The sequence below is a fragment of the Caloramator sp. E03 genome (genome assembly GCF_006016075.1).
Lineage (GTDB): Bacteria > Bacillota > Clostridia > Clostridiales > Caloramatoraceae > Caloramator_B.
Map to the genome: position 1 here is coordinate 1,542,501 of NZ_CP040093.1, position 18,296 is coordinate 1,560,796.

Annotated in this window: 18 protein-coding genes (1 of these 18 only partly in view); 9 read left to right on the top strand and 9 right to left on the bottom strand. The window is 29.3% G+C overall.

The features are described 5' to 3' along the window. The 7 genes from gyrA to dnaA all read right to left on the bottom strand — a co-directional run. Positions 1-2,388: the 5' portion of a DNA gyrase subunit A gene (gene gyrA, locus FDN13_RS07650; protein ID WP_207670870.1), read on the bottom strand. The gene continues 54 nt to the left of window position 1, outside the view; the window shows 2,388 of its 2,442 coding nt (coding positions 1-2,388); the start codon lies at positions 2,386-2,388; the stop codon falls past the left edge of the window. Between the two features lie 14 nt (positions 2,389-2,402). Further along, complete coding sequence (gene gyrB, locus FDN13_RS07655; RefSeq protein WP_138979659.1) at positions 2,403-4,307, bottom strand: DNA topoisomerase (ATP-hydrolyzing) subunit B; 1,905 nt, start codon at positions 4,305-4,307, stop codon at positions 2,403-2,405. A 17-nt stretch (positions 4,308-4,324) separates the two neighbouring features. Further along, a complete protein-coding gene (gene remB / locus FDN13_RS07660) occupies positions 4,325-4,582 on the bottom strand; it encodes an extracellular matrix regulator RemB (protein ID WP_138979660.1) in 258 nt (85 codons plus the stop codon). A 38-nt stretch (positions 4,583-4,620) separates the two neighbouring features. Next, positions 4,621-5,733: a DNA replication/repair protein RecF gene (recF, locus tag FDN13_RS07665; protein ID WP_138979661.1), complete on the bottom strand. Its 1,113-nt coding sequence runs from the start codon at positions 5,731-5,733 to the stop codon at positions 4,621-4,623. A 1-nt stretch (position 5,734) separates the two neighbouring features. After that, a complete protein-coding gene (locus FDN13_RS07670) occupies positions 5,735-5,959 on the bottom strand; it encodes an RNA-binding S4 domain-containing protein (protein ID WP_138979662.1) in 225 nt (74 codons plus the stop codon). A 57-nt stretch (positions 5,960-6,016) separates the two neighbouring features. After that, positions 6,017-7,108: a DNA polymerase III subunit beta gene (gene dnaN / locus FDN13_RS07675; RefSeq protein ID WP_138979663.1), complete on the bottom strand. Its 1,092-nt coding sequence runs from the start codon at positions 7,106-7,108 to the stop codon at positions 6,017-6,019. A 271-nt stretch (positions 7,109-7,379) separates the two neighbouring features. After that, on the bottom strand, positions 7,380-8,726 hold the full coding sequence (gene dnaA / locus FDN13_RS07680) for a chromosomal replication initiator protein DnaA (RefSeq protein ID WP_138979664.1): 1,347 nt from the start codon (positions 8,724-8,726) through the stop codon (positions 7,380-7,382). A 498-nt stretch (positions 8,727-9,224) separates the two neighbouring features. Here dnaA and rpmH point away from each other — a divergent pair, with 498 nt between their 5' ends. The 9 genes from rpmH to FDN13_RS07725 all read left to right on the top strand — a co-directional run bounded on the left by rpmH (position 9,225) and on the right by FDN13_RS07725 (position 16,336). Further along, positions 9,225-9,359, top strand: a complete 135-nt coding sequence (rpmH, locus tag FDN13_RS07685) for a 50S ribosomal protein L34 (protein WP_138979665.1) — start codon at positions 9,225-9,227, stop codon at positions 9,357-9,359. Between the two features lie 59 nt (positions 9,360-9,418). Beyond that, positions 9,419-9,793 (top strand): ribonuclease P protein component, encoded by a 375-nt coding sequence (gene rnpA, locus FDN13_RS07690; RefSeq protein WP_138979666.1) that lies wholly within the window; start codon positions 9,419-9,421, stop codon positions 9,791-9,793. Continuing rightward, the gene (gene yidD, locus FDN13_RS07695) at positions 9,765-9,974 is read left to right on the top strand and encodes a membrane protein insertion efficiency factor YidD (RefSeq protein WP_138979667.1); all 210 of its coding nucleotides are present in this window, start codon (positions 9,765-9,767) and stop codon (positions 9,972-9,974) included. The genes rnpA and yidD overlap by 29 nt, the downstream gene beginning before the upstream one ends. A gap of 15 nt (positions 9,975-9,989) precedes the next feature. Beyond that, on the top strand, positions 9,990-10,664 hold the full coding sequence (yidC, locus tag FDN13_RS07700) for a membrane protein insertase YidC (RefSeq protein ID WP_138979668.1): 675 nt from the start codon (positions 9,990-9,992) through the stop codon (positions 10,662-10,664). Between the two features lie 14 nt (positions 10,665-10,678). Next, positions 10,679-11,305, top strand: coding sequence for an RNA-binding cell elongation regulator Jag/EloR (gene jag, locus FDN13_RS07705; RefSeq protein WP_138979669.1), 627 nt, complete (start codon positions 10,679-10,681; stop codon positions 11,303-11,305). A gap of 111 nt (positions 11,306-11,416) precedes the next feature. Beyond that, a complete protein-coding gene (gene mnmE / locus FDN13_RS07710) occupies positions 11,417-12,799 on the top strand; it encodes a tRNA uridine-5-carboxymethylaminomethyl(34) synthesis GTPase MnmE (RefSeq protein ID WP_138979670.1) in 1,383 nt (460 codons plus the stop codon). A gap of 15 nt (positions 12,800-12,814) precedes the next feature. Continuing rightward, positions 12,815-14,698: a tRNA uridine-5-carboxymethylaminomethyl(34) synthesis enzyme MnmG gene (gene mnmG / locus FDN13_RS07715; RefSeq protein WP_138981053.1), complete on the top strand. Its 1,884-nt coding sequence runs from the start codon at positions 12,815-12,817 to the stop codon at positions 14,696-14,698. Positions 14,699-14,701: 3 nt separating this feature from the next. Next, positions 14,702-15,421: a 16S rRNA (guanine(527)-N(7))-methyltransferase RsmG gene (rsmG, locus tag FDN13_RS07720; protein ID WP_138979671.1), complete on the top strand. Its 720-nt coding sequence runs from the start codon at positions 14,702-14,704 to the stop codon at positions 15,419-15,421. A gap of 126 nt (positions 15,422-15,547) precedes the next feature. Beyond that, complete coding sequence (locus tag FDN13_RS07725; protein ID WP_207670871.1) at positions 15,548-16,336, top strand: ParB/RepB/Spo0J family partition protein; 789 nt, start codon at positions 15,548-15,550, stop codon at positions 16,334-16,336. 314 nt (positions 16,337-16,650) lie between these two features. On the opposite strand, the gene FDN13_RS07730 is transcribed toward FDN13_RS07725, so the two are convergent. Further along, positions 16,651-17,826 carry an ISL3 family transposase gene (locus FDN13_RS07730; protein ID WP_138979155.1) on the bottom strand — a complete coding sequence of 392 codons (1,176 nt, stop codon included), beginning with the start codon at positions 17,824-17,826 and terminating at the stop codon, positions 16,651-16,653. Positions 17,827-18,020: 194 nt separating this feature from the next. Beyond that, positions 18,021-18,290: a TMEM165/GDT1 family protein gene (locus FDN13_RS07735; protein ID WP_138979673.1), complete on the bottom strand. Its 270-nt coding sequence runs from the start codon at positions 18,288-18,290 to the stop codon at positions 18,021-18,023. Between the last annotated feature and the right edge of the window lie 6 nt (positions 18,291-18,296).

An 18,296-nucleotide genomic window follows, 5' to 3' on the forward strand; every position in this document is an offset into this window, starting at 1 on the left:
CCTTTCATCTTCTTTTGTCTTCATTAATGTTACTCCCATAGTATTTCTTCCTTGTCTTGAAATTTGATCAACTTCAAGTCTTATTATGATGTTGTTATTGTTTATAAGCATTATTTCATCACTATCTTTTACTGTTTTTGCACCAACTATTTTTCCTGTCTTATCTGTGACTTTATAGGTTATTATTCCTTTTCCTCCTCTATGATGAACAGTATATTCAGTATACGGTGTCCTCTTTCCATACCCATTTTCACTTACAATAAGAAGATCTTGATTTAAGTCTAAAATTTCTACACCAACTACAATATCATTTTCCCTTAGAGTTATAGCTTTAACTCCAGCAGCTGTTCTTCCCATAGCCCTTACGTCCTCTTCATTAAATGTAAGACTATATCCATTTTGAGTTACTATCGTTATGATCTGCTTTCCATCCGTAAGCTTTGCACCAATAAGTTCATCAGAATCCTTAAGATTAATTGCATTAAGACCATTTTTTCTCATTGAACTAAACTCACTTAATATAGTCTTCTTTATAAGACCATTTTTGGTCACAAATAATAGATATTCTTCATCATTAAATTCTTTAATAGAAATTACTGTCTGAATTTTTTCTCGTGGATTTAAAGGTAGTATATTTACAATATTAGTTCCCTTTGCAGTTCTTCCACCTTCAGGTATTTCGTAAGCTTTAAGTTTATATGCTCTTCCCATATTAGTAAAGAATATAATGTTATTGTGGGTTGAAGTTATAAATAAATGTTCAACAAAGTCATCTTCTCTCGTTGAAAGACCCTGTATGCCCTTCCCCCCACGCTTTTGACTTTTATAGTTATCAATGGATATTCTTTTAATATATCCTGCATGAGTAATAGTTACTGCTACTTCTTCTTCCTGTATCAAATCTTCAACATCAATTTCTTCAAACTTACTTACTATTTTTGTTCTTCGATTATCGCCATATTTTTGTTTTATCTCATTAAGCTCATCCTTTATTATACTAAGCAATAACTTCTCATTTTGCAGTACTTCCCTTAGATAATTAATAGTTTTTATAAGTTCTTCGTATTCCTCTTCAATTTTTTCTCTTTCAAGACCTGTAAGCCTTTGTAGCCTCATATCCAGTATCGCTTGTGCTTGTTTTTCTGAAAGACCAAATCTTTGCATTAATCCTGTTCTTGCAATTTCAACTGTCTTAGAACTTCTTATAAGATTTATTACTTCATCTATATGATCAAGAGCAATTCTTAAACCTTCTAATATATGTGCTCTTGCTTCTGCTTTATCAAGATCATATTTAGTCCTTCGAGTTACAACTTCTTTTTGGAAATTTATATAATTAGTTAAAATTTCCTTTAAGTTTAATGTTTTAGGCTCTCCATCTACAAGAGCAATCATTATAACCCCAAAAGTATCTTGCATCTTTGTATGCTTATAAAGAAGGTTTAAAACAACATTAGGGTTAGCATCTCTCTTTAATTCTATTACTATTCTCATTCCCTGCCTGTCTGATTCATCCCTAAGGTCTGATATTCCTTCTATTTTCTTATCCTTTACAAGTTCTGCAATATCTTCAATCAGTTTTGCTTTGTTAACTTGATATGGTATTTCTGTTACTATAATTTTATTTCTCCCTTTTTCTTCTTCTATCGTAGCCTTTGCTCTTACAATTATTCTTCCTCTTCCTGTTTCATAAGCCTGTTTTATCCCATCTTTTCCAAGTATAATCCCTGCAGTTGGAAAATCAGGACCTTTTATTTTAGTCATAAGTTCCTTTATAGTTACATCTGGGTTATCAATAAGCATAATAGTACCATCAATAACCTCTGTAAGATTATGTGGAGGTATATTGGTTGCCATACCTACTGCTATACCTGAGGAACCATTAACAAGTAGATTTGGAAATCTTGAAGGAAGAACCGATGGTTCTTTTTCACTTCCATCAAAATTATCTACAAAATCAATGGTATTTTTATTAATATCCCTCATCATTTCCATTGCAATTTTTGAAAGTTTTGCTTCTGTATAACGCATTGCAGCTGCACTATCGCCATCAACAGAACCAAAATTTCCATGTCCATCTACAAGCATATATCTTGTTGAAAAATCCTGTGCAAGTCTTACCATTGCATCATATACAGCGCTGTCTCCATGAGGATGATATTTACCTAAAACATCTCCAACGATTCTTGCACTTTTTCTATATTGTTTATCAGGGAAAAGTCCAAGTTCATGCATAGAATATAATATTCTCCTATGAACAGGCTTTAGACCATCCCTAACATCAGGTAGAGCTCTACCTACAATTACACTCATTGCATAATCTATATAGCATTTTCTCATTTCATCATTTATATCTACTGATTGAATTTTTTCATTCATCTCTTCCATAACTTCACCTCAAGTTAAATATCAAGATTTTGAACTTTTTTTGCATTTTGTATTATGAAATCACGCCTTGGTTCAACTTTATCTCCCATTAATATTGTAAATATCTGGTCAGCTTCTACTGCATCTTCAATATTAACTCTTAACATTTTTCTTGTTTTAGGATTCATTGTAGTTTCCCAAAGCTGTTCTGGATTCATTTCTCCAAGACCTTTATATCTTTGGATTGTTATATTATCTCTTCCTATTTCATCAAGTTTTCTTTCAAGCTCTCTATCATTATAAGCATAATAGTCTTTCTTATTTTTACTTATCTTATAAAGTGGCGGCTGGGCAATATATACATGTCCTTCTTCAATAAGCGGTCTCATATATCTATAAAAGAACGTTAAAAGTAAAGTTCTAATATGTGCACCGTCAACATCAGCATCCGTCATTATTATAATCCTGTCATATCTTATCTTACTCAAGTCAAATTCTTCATCTATTCCTGCACCAAAAGCTGTTATCATAGATCTTATTTCAGCATAAGATAGCACTTTATCAAGTCTTTGCTTTTCTACATTCATTATTTTTCCTCTAAGAGGAAGAATAGCCTGAAATCTTCTATCTCTTCCCTGTTTTGCAGAACCTCCAGCTGAATCCCCCTCAACGATGAATATCTCACATTGTTTTGGATCCTTTTCAGAACAATCTGCAAGCTTTCCAGGAAGAGCTGTATTTTCAAGGACACTTTTTCTTCTTGTAAGTTCTCTTGCTTTTCTTGCGGCTTCCCTTGCCCTTGAAGCCATTATACATTTATCTATTATTGATTTTGAAATTTGAGGATTTTCCTCTAAAAAAGCTGAAACTTTATCAGAAACAATCGAATCTACTATACCCCTAACCTCTGTATTACCAAGTTTTGTTTTAGTTTGTCCTTCAAATTGTGGGTTAGGAATTTTAACCGAAATAACAGCTGTAAGTCCTTCCCTTGTATCTTCTCCTGAAAGATTGCTTTCATTTTCCTTTATAAACCCATATTTTCTTGCGTAGTCATTTATTACTTTTGTAAGAGCAGTTTTAAATCCTGAAACATGAGTACCACCTTCTGTGGTATCTATATTATTTGCAAATGAAAAAATACTTTCATTATAACCATCGTTATACTGCATCGCAATTTCAACTATTATATCATCCTTATTACCTTTTATATATATAGGCTTTTCATTAATAACCTCTTTATTTCTATTAAGATAAGTAACAAATTCTCTAATTCCACCCTCGTAATGAAAAACCTCTGTTTTTCCAGACCTTTCATCTGAAAGGGTTATTTTTATTCCATCATTTAAAAATGCTAATTCTCTTATTCTTTGAGATAGAATTTCATAGTCAAACTCAAGGGTTTCAAAAATTTGATAATCTGGCTTAAAAGTTACAGTTGAACCTGTATCTTTAGTATTACCTATAACTTTAAGTTCTGTTACTGTTTTACCTCTTTCATATCTTTGATAATATATCTTTCCTTCATTTTTAACTTTAACCTCAAGCCATTCTGAAAGTGCATTTACAACAGAAGCACCAACGCCATGTAATCCTCCTGATACCTTATATCCTCCTCCACCAAACTTTCCTCCTGCATGAAGAACTGTAAATACTACTTCAACAGCAGGTTTATTTAACTTTGGATGTATTCCTATTGGTATACCTCTTCCATTATCAGTTACAGTAACTGAATTATCAGCATGTATTGTAACTGTTATCTCATCACATGTACCTTCTAATGCTTCATCTATTGCATTATCAAGTATTTCATAGACAAGATGATGAAGTCCTCTTGAACCAGTACTGCCTATATACATTCCTGGTCTTTTTCTAACTGCTTCTAGTCCTTCCAACACTTGTATTTGGCTAGCATCATATTTATTCTTTTCTTTTGCCATTTACTTCACCTCTCTTTTTATAGCTCATCTACAAATTCACTGCGTTTAGTAAGAGTAACCGAAGATATTGGAGAAAGATATATAACACTCTTTTTATTTTGTTCAGTTATAATAAAGGACTTCGGCTCTTCACAAGATATTCTTTTAATAAAACCTTCTTCTTCAGCTGTTTTTAAAAAATGTCTTGTGTCGTCATTTTTTGTAGAATTAATATCGAATATAGCAATAATTTCAGATAGTGGTATTACCACATTCTCTCCAAGATGTAAAAACATAGAATATTATCCTCCTTAAAAATCTTTCATCTTAATTTTCATGTCTGTTGCCTTGTAATTGTACCTTCTTTTACGCTGAATACAGACTTGTTATCAAAATGAAAAGCATTTATATCATTTAAAGTTGTACAAGTTAGAAATGTTTGAATGCTCTTAAAAGCACTCAAAAGATGCTTTTGTCTGTTAATATCCAGCTCTGACATAACATCATCAAGCAAAAGTACAGGATATTCTCCAACTTCTGCTTTTATTAATTCAAGTTCAGAAAGTTTTAGTGATAAAGCTGCTGATCTTTGCTGACCTTGTGAAGCAAAGATTCTCGCATCTATACCATTTATTTTAATTATAATATCATCTCTATGCGGACCTTTTAAAGTATAGCCTCTTTCTATATCTTTATCAATTTCATTTAAAAAATTGTTTAATAAATTTTTTTTAATCTGATCTTTATTTTCAAAATAAGTACCATCATGCTGATATAGTATTTCTATTTCTTCATCGCCGTTAGTTATTTTTCTATGAATTAATCTTGCAATCATTGAAAGCTTTTTTATAAATTCATGCCTTGCCTCAACAATAAAACTTCCATATTCAGCAAGTTGCTCACTAAAAATCTCTAATTCAGCTTTTAATGAAGATTTATTACTAACTGATTTTAAAAGATTATTTCTTTGTAGAAGTACACGATTATACTGCATCAATGCATGATGATATTTGGGCCTTATTTGGTTTAACTCATTATCAATAAACTTTCTTCTAACAGATGGGCCTTCTTTTAAAAGTTTTAAATCTTCTGGAGAGAATATTACTACGTTTAAAATACCTAAAGCATCTGACAGTTTAATATTTTTTGAACCGTTGATTCTTACACCTTTTTTATCTTGACTATTTATAAGTATCTCAATTTTTGTGGTATTATTTTGCTTTTTTATTTCTGTTTTTATATATGCTTTATCATTTCCCCATCTTATTAGTTCCCTGTCTTTAAAGGTTCTATAAGATTTTAAACTACCTGAATAATATATTGCTTCAACAATATTCGTCTTACCTTGAGCATTTTCTCCAACAATTACATTAAGTCCATTTATTGGTCTTAATGTAATATTGCTGTAATTTCTAAAATTAATTAGTTCAAGGGATTCTATATGCATATTACTTCTCCTCGACCCTTACAATTTCGAAAGAACCAACATCATTAACAGACACTATATCCTTTGGATATATTTTTTTTCCTCTTTGAGTTACCACTTCTCCATTTACTTTAACATCACCATTTTTTATAATAAGTTTTGCATCAGAACCTAAACCTACTATTCCTGCCCATTTTAACAGTTGATCAAGTTTTATATATTCTGTTTTTATTTCTATTTTTTTCATAAACAACCTCCGATTTTTAACTATACAAAACCACCTGTAATCAGGTGGTTAATATAATTATAGTCTAACAGGAAGCACAAGGTAAATATAATTATTTGAATCACATTTTTTTACTACACAAGGACTCACATTAGTAGTAAATTCAAGATATATTTCCTCTGAATCTATTACCCTTAGAACATCAAGAAAATATTTTGAATTAAAAGCTATTTTAATTTCATCGCCTTCAAGTTCAACATCTACTTCTTCATATACCTTTCCTATTTGTGAATTAGAAGTTATTATCATTTTATCTTGACTAATATCAAATTTAATTAAATTAGTCTTTCCTTCCCTTGCAAGTAATGAAGCTCTTTCTATACTGTCAAGTAGTTCACCAGTCTTTACTTTTACTCTAAGCTTATATTCGTCAGGAACTATCTGTCTGTAGTTTATAAATTCTCCATCAAGAAGCCTTGATATAATCTTTGTATTATCAAGGGTAAATAAAATATGATTAGGTGTAAAGGTTATTTTAACAGTATCATCAGTAGGTTCAAGTATTTTTGATATTTCACTTAAAGTTTTACCTGGTATAACAGCACTTATATTTTCATAACTACCTATATTTTCACTTTTAAGTGCAAGTCTATATCCATCTAATGCAACAAAATTTAACGTTCCATCTTTTATTTCAAAAAGTATACCAGTTAATATAGGTCTTGTTTCATCTGGTGCTATTGCAAAAATTGTTTGTCTAATCATATTTTTTAATAAATCCTGAGATAATTCGTACATTATATTTTCATTTATTGAAGGTAATGATGGAAATTCTTCTGGATTACTTCCTATCAATGTAAATTCTGATTTTTGGCATTTAATTAGTATGTTATTTTCTTCCATTTTCATACTTATCATATCATTAGGAAGCTTTCTTATTAATTCTGCTAAAAGTTTTGAATTTAAAACAGTTGCTCCATTTTTGTTAATGTTTGCATTTATATAAGTTTCTATACCAAGGTCAAGATCTGTTGCTGTAAGGATAACTTTATTATCTTTAGCTTTTATTAGTATTCCCTCAAGTATAGGATAAGTTGTTTTATTTGAAGCCGCTCTTTGAACTGTATTAATTGCGTTTTCAAGTAATTCTTTTTCACAAGTAAACCACATTTTAATACCTCCTAAATAATCCACAAAGGATAATTATAATAAAAAAGAGAGAATATATATTTATATTTTAGTAGTAATAGTAATAGTAGCTGTGAAATTGTGAATAACTTTTAAAAGCTTTTGTTTTTAAGAAACGATTCAAAAAATAATTGTGGATAAGATGTTTACTTAAGAGCACACTTTATCCACATTGTTATTGCTATATATTTAAAAAAAAATATATCCACAGCTTATTCAAAAAGTTATTTACATTTGTTTATTATTTTTTTTATTATTTTTGTTGTATTTTTTTTGTAAGTTCATCTATGGTATCTTTAAGTGCAGGATCTGTTTCAAGGCTTTCTGTTATTTTTTCAAAGGCATGTATTACTGTTGTATGGTCTCTTCCTCCAAATTCTTCTCCTATCTTTGGAAGTGATAAGTCTGTAAGCTTTCTTGAAAGATACATAGCAATCTGCCTTGGGTATGCAACATTTTTAGTTCTTCGTTTAGATTTAAAATCTTCGGCTCTCAAATTAAAATAACTTGATACAACATCTTGAATGAGCTCAATAGTAATTTGTTTAGAGTTTTTGTTAGATATAATGTCCTTTAGAGCCTCCGTTGCAAGATCAACAGATATTTCTTTATTTGCCAGTGATGAATATGCAACAACCCTAATTAATGCTCCTTCAAGTTCACGAATGTTAGATTGTATTTTATTTGCTATATAGACCATAACTTCGTTTGGAATGCTTAAATTTTCAACATCTGCTTTTTTCTTTAAAATAGCAATCCTTGTTTCAAAATCTGGAGGTTGAATGTCTGCAATAAGTCCCCATTCAAATCTTGAACGTAGCCTATCTTCTAATGTTGGAATTTCTTTTGGTGGTCTATCACTTGATATTATTATTTGTTTATTTGCTTCATATAGTGCGTTAAAGGTATGGAAAAACTCTTCTTGAGTTCTTTCTTTACCAGCAATAAACTGTATATCGTCAATTAAAAGAATGTCTACGTTTCTATATTTATTTCTAAATTCTATATTTTTATCATCCTTAATTGAGTTTATAAGTTCATTAGTAAATTTTTCAGAAGAGACATAAACTACTTTTGCGTTTGGATTAGTATTTAATACATAATGCCCTATAGCGTGCATAAGGTGAGTTTTACCAAGTCCAACTCCACCATATATAAAAAGAGGATTATAAGCTTTTGCTGGAGATTCTGCAACAGCAAGAGAAGCTGCATGGGCAAATCTATTACTATTTCCAACTACAAAAGAATCAAAAGTATATTTTGGATTTAACATTGAATTTGAAGTATCGTCTATAGTTTTTTCCTTTACATTTTCAGATGAATTTTTCTCAACGTTTTTAAATATATCATCTTCAGGAAGCACAATCTTAATATCGTAGTGTTTTGAAGAAGTAAGTTTGATTGCATTTGAAATAAGATCTTTGTATCTTGCTTCAAGTATATTCTTTGTAAATTCGTTAGGTGCTGCAAGAAATAAAGTTTCTTGGGTTAATTTTAATGGTTCAAGGCATTTTATCCATGTATTGAAGCCTATCTCTGAAAGTTCTGATTTAATGATATTAAGGACTTTTTGCCATAAATCAATAAGTTCAGTTCCCATGCAATTGCCTCCTCTTAAGTTGATAAATAAAAAATGTTTTTTATATAATTATCAACATTTTTTTATGTAAAAAAACCTATTATAAAAAATGTTGATAAAAATAAAAAAAGATATAAACAAGTATGTTAATATGTTAGTATTAAATATAAATTTAAAATTATCCACAAAGTAAAAATAACAAAATTAACAGGCAATAACTAATGAAAATACAAGAATAAAATTTAAAATATAACAATTTATACACAAACTTATCCACAAACTGTGAATAAGTTTAGTTATAAACAAAAAATTATTAGTTATTAACTGTGCATAAATATATTAACAAATAATTAAAATACAAGCAAGAGTTATCCACAAAAAACACATTAAATTATTAACAGTATTGTGGATTATGTATTTCTTGACAGTTTAAATACATAAATATATAATCTTTATAGTACTCTAATAATAATGATAAAAATCCATTAACATAGAAAATTGTAAAAGGGGGTGCGTTAGATGTTAAGAACATATCAGCCAAAGAAAAGACAAAGAAAGAAAGAACATGGATTTAGAAAGAGAATGAAAACCCGTTCAGGAAGACTTGTATTACAAAGAAGAAGAAGAAAAGGAAGAAAGAGATTAACAGCATAAGGCCGCATTTTAGTGGCCTTTTTGTGCAATTCATCCTTCTATGGAGTGGTATATTAATAATGAAAAAAGAAGAAAAAGTCAGAAAAAATGCACATTTTCGATATATATATAGAAAAGGAAAGGCTATAAACAATGATTTACTTGTTTTATATATAGTTAAAAATGGAAAAAATATAAATAGAGTGGGTATTTCTGTAAGTAAGAAGATTGGAAAAAGTGTAGTTAGGAATCGTGTAAAGAGACTTATAAGAGAGTGTTTTAGAAAAAACAAAGATAGTATTAAAAAGGGATATGATTTTATATTTATAGCAAGAAAAAAATCTGCTATGGCTAATTATTATGATATATATGATTCTGTAAAAAATCTTATTAATAAAGGTGGTTTATTAAAAGAAGGTGAAAAAGATGAAAAGAATATTGATTTTTCTAATTAAGATATATAGAAAATACTTTTCGCCTATGAAGCCACCAAGCTGTAGATTTTACCCAACTTGCTCCCAGTATGCAATTGAAGCTATAGAAAAATACGGGGCTATAAAGGGAAGTTTTTTAGCTATAAAAAGAATATTAAAATGTCATCCTTTTCATAAAGGAGGGTATGATCCTGTACCCTAAAAGGAGGTATAAATTTTGAATATACTGGTAAAGCCTTTAACAAGCTTTTTTGATCTTATAAATCAATTTGTTACAGGTATTGGAATAAAAAACCTTAGTTTAGCTTATTTTTTGGATATTTTTATATTTACTCTAATAATAAGATTCATAATACTTCCATTAACAATAAGTCAAACAAGATCATCAGTTAAGATGGGAGAATTACAGCCTAAATTAAAAGAGTTACAGGAAAAGTATAAAAATGATCCTCAAAAATTGCAGCAAAAACAAATGGAACTATATAAAGAAGCAGGAGTAAATCCGCTTGCTGGGTGTCTTCCAATTTTTATTCAATTTCCTATTTTTATTGCTATGTACTATGTAATTTATAATTTTAAAGGATTTGCAGGAGTGCCATTTCTTTGGGTTCCAAGTTTGAGTATGCCTGATAAATATATGATTTTACCTATTTTATCAGGATTAACTACTTTTTTATCAGGACTTATGATGCAACCAAAGACAGATGATCCTTCAGCTAAAACTCAAAAACAAATGAATATATTTATGTCTATATTTTTTGTTTACATAAGCTATAAATTTAGTGCAGCTCTTGTTTTATATTGGATAATTGGTAATATAATACAAATAACACAACAGTATTTTATAATAAATAGAATAAAGCATAAAGAAGAGGAAAAGCTTGTAAAATAAGGTGGTGTAAACCTATGAAATCTATAGAGATGGTGGGTAGAACTGTAGAGGAAGCGATAGATAATGGATTAAAGGTTTTAAGATTAACAAGAGATAAAGTAAAGGTTGAAGTTATTGATAAAGGTAATAAAGGTATCCTTGGGTTACTTGGAACTAAGCCTGCTAAAGTAATAATAACTGTTAAAGAAGATTATGAGGTAATAGCAAGAAAATTTTTAAGAGAATTACTTGATAAGTTGGGTATTAAATGTGAAATACATATAAAGGATGAGGATAATATACTCAAGGTAAATCTTGTTGGGCCTAAAATGGGAATTTTAATAGGGCATAGGGGAGAGACTCTTGATGCAATCCAATACCTTTTAAGTCTTGTTATAAATAAAAATAATGATGAAAATAGTTATAAAAAGGTAATTCTTGATACGGAAAACTATAGAAAAAAGAGAGAAGAAACTTTAGTTAAGCTTGCAAATAGGCTTGCTTATAAAGTAAAAAGGTATAACAAGAGCATAACATTGGAACCTATGAATCCTTATGAAAGACGAATAATCCATTCAGCTCTTCAAAATAATCCTTATGTAACGACTCACAGCGAAGGGGAAGAGCCCTATAGAAAAGTTGTTATTGAAGTTAAAAAATAAAAGATGGCCTGTATGAGAAAATCATACAGGCTTTTATGTGTTAAAATGATGTTTTTTGGTATAATAAAATAATAAATTATAAAAGATATAAAATAAATGAGGTGGAAAATAATGATTAATGAGGATACTATAGCTGCAATTTCTACTTCAGCTGGTGAAGGAGGAATTGGAATCGTAAGGATATCCGGAAGTAAAGCCCTTGAGATATTAGATAAGGTATTTGTAAGTCATAGAGGAAAAAGCGTTTTAAATATGAAAAGTTATAGTATGATGTATGGTTATATAAAGGATAAACAAAAAGATGAAATAATTGATGAAGTAATAGTAAGCTATATGAAAGCTCCTAATACCTATACAAGAGAAGATATTGTAGAAATTAACTGTCATGGGGGAGTAATTGCTGTTAAAAGAATATTGTCACTTGTTTTAAGTAATGGAGCAAGACTTGCAGATCCTGGAGAATTTACCAAAAGAGCATTTTTAAATGGAAGAATAGATTTATCCCAGGCAGAAGCAGTAATAGATATTATAAGGTCAAAAACTGATGAAAGTATGAGACTTGCAATCAATCAGGCTCAAGGTAAACTTTCAGTAAAAATAAGAAATATAAATGACAGACTTTTAAATATACTTGCTCATATTGAAGCTTCAGTTGATTTTCCAGAAGATGATATAGAAAAAATTATAACAAATAAATTAATAAGAGATGCAACAGAAATAGAAAAAGAAATGGATGTACTTATAAGAAATGCTGATACAGGAAAAATAATAAGAGAGGGGTTAAATACAATAATAGTTGGAAAGCCTAATGTTGGAAAATCCTCATTATTGAATATATTACTTCAAGAAAAAAGGGCAATAGTAACTGAAATACCTGGTACTACAAGGGATATAATAGAAGAATATATAAACATCAAAGGTATACCTATAAAAATAATAGATACAGCTGGTATTAGAGAAACTAAGGATTTAGTTGAAAAAATTGGAGTAGAAAAGACTAAAGAGTATATAGATAGGGCAGATCTTGTTATATTTATGCTTGATGCAAGCAAAATTATAGAAAAAGAAGATTTAATTATAATGGATTTGATATCAGATAAACAAAAGATAATAGTTATAAATAAAATAGATGCTCCATCTAATCTTGATATTAGTTTGATTAAAGAAAAATTTAAAGATTCTCCTATTATTTTTGCATCTGTTAAGGAAGAAAAAGGTATTGATGAAATTAAAAATAATATTGTAGAACTTGTATATAAAGGAAAAGTTTTGGGAACAGATGTGTATGTAACAAATATAAGACATCAGGAAATACTTAAAAAGGCTAAAGAAAGTGTTAAAAATGGTATAGAAACTTTAAAATCAGGGTTGCCTATAGACTGTGCTTCTATTGATTTTAAAGATGCCTACTTAAAACTTGGAGAGATTACAGGAGATACTGTATCTGATGATGTTATAGATAGGATATTTTCTAATTTCTGCATTGGAAAATAAGAACTTGAGGTGAAAATTATGTATAAAGCTGGAAGTTATGATGTTATTGTTGTTGGGGCAGGTCATGCAGGATGTGAAGCTGCACTTGCCTGTGCAAGGCTTGGATGTAAAACCCTTGTTATAACTTTAAATCTTGATAGTATAGCATTAATGCCTTGTAATCCTGCAATTGGAGGTACTTCAAAAGGGCATCTTGTAAGAGAAATAGATGCACTTGGAGGTCAGATGGGAATAAATATTGATAAAACATTTATACAATCAAGAATGCTAAACACTGCTAAAGGACCTGCTGTACACTCATTAAGAGCTCAGGCAGATAAAAAGAAGTACCAATTGTTGATGAAACATACTTTAGAGAAGCAAGAAAACCTTGTTATCAAACAAGATGAAGTTATATCTTTAGATATTGAAAATGGAAAAATAAAAGGGCTTGAAACAAAAAATGGGGCTTATTTTGAATGTAAAACAGCTATACTTACAACAGGAACATATTTAAAAGGAAGAATAATTATAGGTGAAGTAAACTATAGTGGTGGCCCTAATGGGTTATTTCCTGCTAATGAATTATCTAAGAGTTTAAAGGAAAATGGGATAGAGCTTAGAAGATTTAAAACAGGTACTCCAGCAAGAGTCAATAAGAGAAGTATTGATTTTTCTAAAATGATTATACAGCCAGGAGACGAAAAGATAGTTCCGTTCTCATTTATATCTGGAAATATATATAGAGAACAAATACCTTGTTATCTTACATATACAACTGAAGAAACAAAAAAAATAATCCTTGAAAATATACATAGATCTCCTTTATATACTGGACAGATAGAAGGGGTAGGACCAAGGTATTGTCCATCAATTGAGGATAAAATAATGAAGTTTCCTGATAAAGAAAAGCATCAGGTATTTATTGAACCCGAGGGAGAAGATACTGAAGAGATGTATATACAGGGTATGTCAAGTTCATTACCAGAAGATGTTCAAATAAAAATGTATAGATCAATACCTGGGCTTGAAAATTGTGAAATATTAAGAACGGCTTATGCTATAGAATATGATTGTATTGATCCTACTCAGTTAAAATTATCCCTCGAACATAAAAATATTGAAGGTTTATTTTTTGCAGGACAGATTAATGGAAGTTCAGGCTATGAAGAAGCTGCTGCTCAAGGAATAATGGCTGGTATCAATGCAGCATTAAAGATTAAGAATTTAGAGCCATTTATACTTGATAGATCAGAGGCATATATAGGTGTATTAATTGATGATCTTGTTACAAAAGGTACAAATGAGCCTTATAGGATGATGACTTCAAGGGCAGAGTATAGACTACTATTAAGACAAGATAATGCTGATTTAAGACTTACTGAAAAAGGTTATAAAATTGGTATTGTAACAGAAGAGAGATACAATATATTTATGGAAAAGAAAATGAAAATACAAGAAGAATTAAAGAGAATCAAAAATTACATAATTCTTCCTACAAAAGAGAATAATGATATATTGAGACAAATAGGAAGTTCTGAAATTAAAAGTGGTATATCTATGTATGAACTTTTAAAGAGACCTGAAATGAATTATAGTGTAACTAAAGCCTTGGATAAGGATAGGCCTGAGCTTAATGATGAAATTTTTGAAGAAGTTGAAATTGAAACAAAATACGAAGGATATATAGAAAAGCAAATGCAACAGGTTGAGCAGTTTAAAAAACTTGAAGTAAAAAAAATACCAAAATATATTGATTACAATGAAATAAGTGGACTAAGGATTGAAGCAAAGCAAAAATTATCAAAAATAAAGCCAGAGAATATAGGACAGGCATCAAGAATATCAGGTGTATCCCCAGCCGATATATCAGTTTTACTTGTATATATAGAACAGGTGAGAAGAAAAAAAGGAGAGTAATTTATGGATTGTAAACAGCTATTGGTAAATGGTTGTAAATTATACAATATTGATATTGATCAAATACAAATTGAAAAATTTATTGCTTATAAAGAAATTCTAAAGGAATGGAATGAAAAAATTAATTTAACTGCTATTGTTGACGATGAAGGTATTGTAAAAAAACATTTCTTAGATTCTATATCTATTATAAGTTCTAATGTTATAAAAGAAAATTGTAGCATTATAGATATTGGTACGGGAGCAGGTTTTCCAGGTGTACCTTTAAAGATTATAATGCCTTCATTAAAGATTGTACTTTTGGATTCTTTGAATAAAAGAATAAAATTTTTGAATGAGGTTATAAAAGAGCTTGGATTAAATGATATTGAAGCAATACATGGGAGAGCAGAGGAAATAGCAAAAGATATTAAGTATAGGGAAAGCTTTGATATTGCAACGGCAAGAGCTGTTGCAAACCTTACTATGCTTTCAGAATATTGTATACCTTATGTTAAAGTTGGTGGGTATTTTATTGCTATGAAAGGGCCTTCATCAGTTGATGAGATAAATGAGAGTAAAAATGCTATTGGAACCCTTGGAGGAAAAATTAAAGATGTCATTGATACAAAAATATATGAAGAGGACATAAATCATAAATTAGTTATTGTCGAAAAAATAAAAATCACTGAAAAAAAATATCCAAGAAAATCGTCGCAAATTGAGAAAAAACCGATATTATGACGAATAATTAATATTTAGAAATAAAAATATGAATAAATATGTTGTATAATTTATGATAAAATATAGCAGGAAAAGAAGAAAAAATATAGAAATAAACAATAAGCAATTTTAAAAGGGATGGTGGAGATGCAAGCTGAAAGAGAAATAATTAATATACCTATTAATATGATAAAACAAAATATTTACCAGCCAAGAAAACAATTTGACTCAAATTCGCTTATTGAATTGTCAGAATCGATTAAAGAATATGGAGTATTACAGCCTATTAGTGTAAGAAAAAGGGATGATAAATATTATGAGCTTGTTGCTGGTGAAAGAAGACTTAGGGCATCCCAGCTTGCCGGTCTTGAAAAAATCCCTGCAATTGTCGTAGATGTAGATGATAGTGAATCGGCTATACTTGCTTTAATTGAAAACCTTCAGAGAGAAGATTTGAACTATATCGAAGAAGCTGAAGGATACTACAACATAATAAAAGAAATGGGAATAACACAAGAAGAGTTATCAAAAAAAATAGGTAAAAAACAATCAACTATTGCAAATAAAATTAGACTATTAAAACTTTCATCTACAATTAAAGAAAGGCTTATAAAAGAAGGGCTTACTGAGAGACATGCAAGGGCATTATTAAAAATACCTGATGAAAAAATTCAAAACAGAATTATTGATGAAGTAGTTAAAAAGAATTTGAATGTGAAAAAAACAGAAGAACTAATAGAAAAAGAAATTAGTAAAAATAATAAAGACATTGAGAATAAAAGTGATAATAAAAATAAAATGAAGTGGGCAATAAATCCAAGAATTATAACAAATACAATTAAGCAAATTATGAGTAAAAACGGTATCAATGCTGAATATAGGCATAAAGAAGAAGAAGATTATATGGAAATAATAGTTAGGATATCGAAACGATAATTTAAAATTATTTAATTTTATTAGCAAACATATTTTGATATAAATTATTTTTTAGAAAGAAAAGAAGAAAAATAATATTTTTATTTACAAATAGGAACTTTTATGAAAATTGTAAGACTAAAAACATAAAAGTTCCTATTTTTTTAGGTTCTATGTCAATAGTTGGGGTGGGCATTTTATTCAAATGCCTGCCCTTGCTAATTTTCAAGAAGTTTTAACGAATTAAAGAAAGTGAATCAAAAATTCTCTAAAAATGGGCATAACAAAAAGACCAAACTAATGTTGGTTTTTGAAAAATAGAGTACAGTAATCAATTACTTGCAACAATGCAGAATTCTATTTCTAAACCTGTTAAAATTTCTGAACCCAAACGCATTTCTTTTAATAACTTTAATCTTGTTGTTAAAACCTTCAACACATCCATTCGTATAAGGAACATCAAAGGAATTAACTATTTCCTTAAACCACCTGCTTAAAGTTTCTGCACATGAAATATATTCTTTTATACCGCTTTTTCTTGCTATCTCAATCCATTCCTTTAGTAATATTTTTGCTTCAGAAGCAGACCTTGCATCTGAAATTTTGTAAAAGGATTCCTTAAGGTAATGGGCATGTCTTAATTCATCATTGTATAAAAGCATAATTTCAAGTTGTCTCTTAGAGTCTTCATCTAAGGAATCTTTTCTAGCAAGAATGAGTTTTCGACTTTTTTTGTAATATCGCCTTAGTTTCTTATCCATATTCTTTTGAATGCGCTTTCTAACGTTTTCTATAGCCCAGGTGTTGTAGCGCATAAAGTGGAACTTATCTATGATGATAGTTGCATTTTTAAAGTATGTTTTAGCAATGTCAGCATATTGACTCCACATATCAATAACTACATATTTTACCTTATCCCTGTTTTTAAAATTTCTAAAGTAATCCGAAAGGATATGAAATCGTCTATCTTTAATAATATCAATTACTTTATGATTAACAGGATCAACTAATATACAGTGATATTTTGAGCCACCAGAATTACCTTTAAATTCATCAATAGATATAACTTCAGGCAAAGAATACGCAGTATAACTAACAGTATCAAAAATGCGTTTTACAGTATGGGTGGAAACATTGGCTTTTAAGGAAACATGCTTCATGCTATTAACATTAGATAGTTCGTTAATTATGAAGAAAGATAAGCGGTTTGTCATTCTATGATAGCGTGGAAGAAAATCTAGCTTTTCATAAAAGCGCTTACCGCATTCTGAGCATACTAATCTCCTTTTTCTAAGAATGATAAAAGTTTTTTTAAACTGAATGGGTACATCTTTAATTCTTTGTTTTCTGTAATCATGAACTTTAGATGTAGTATAGCCACAAACTGGACAAACATGTGGTTTCTTTTTAGTTTCAACAAATATCTCAATAAAATCATCTTTATTAACAACGTTTTTTACAAAAACATCTTTTAAGTTTAGTAAATTGTTGATAAAATTATACTTAAGCACTTTATTGGATGCCTCCTTTCTAAAATTTTGTTTTGGTTAATTTTATTTTAGCAAAGTTGGCATCTGAATAAAGTGCTTTTTTCTATTTAAATAAAAATGTTGAGGTTTACCACCCCAACATTTATTATAGAACCTTTTTTTATAATAAAATAAGGAAAATCTTTAAAAATTTGCTTTAGATTATATTAGGTTAGTTATATTTTATTAAATAAAAGAAGAATACCTATAATTATAAATGCTATTGATGATGCTAATTGAATAATATAAGGAGGTATGTATTTATTTATTATTGATCCAAGGAGTACCCCAAGTAACGATGAACAAACTAATGCAAGGGATGAGCCGATAAATACGGAAAGTTTAGAATGGTACTCTGCAGAAAGAAGCATTGTAGTTATTTGAGTTTTGTCGCCTAATTCGGCAATGAAAACAAGAATAAATGTTGTTAATATTATTTTTAACATAAAATC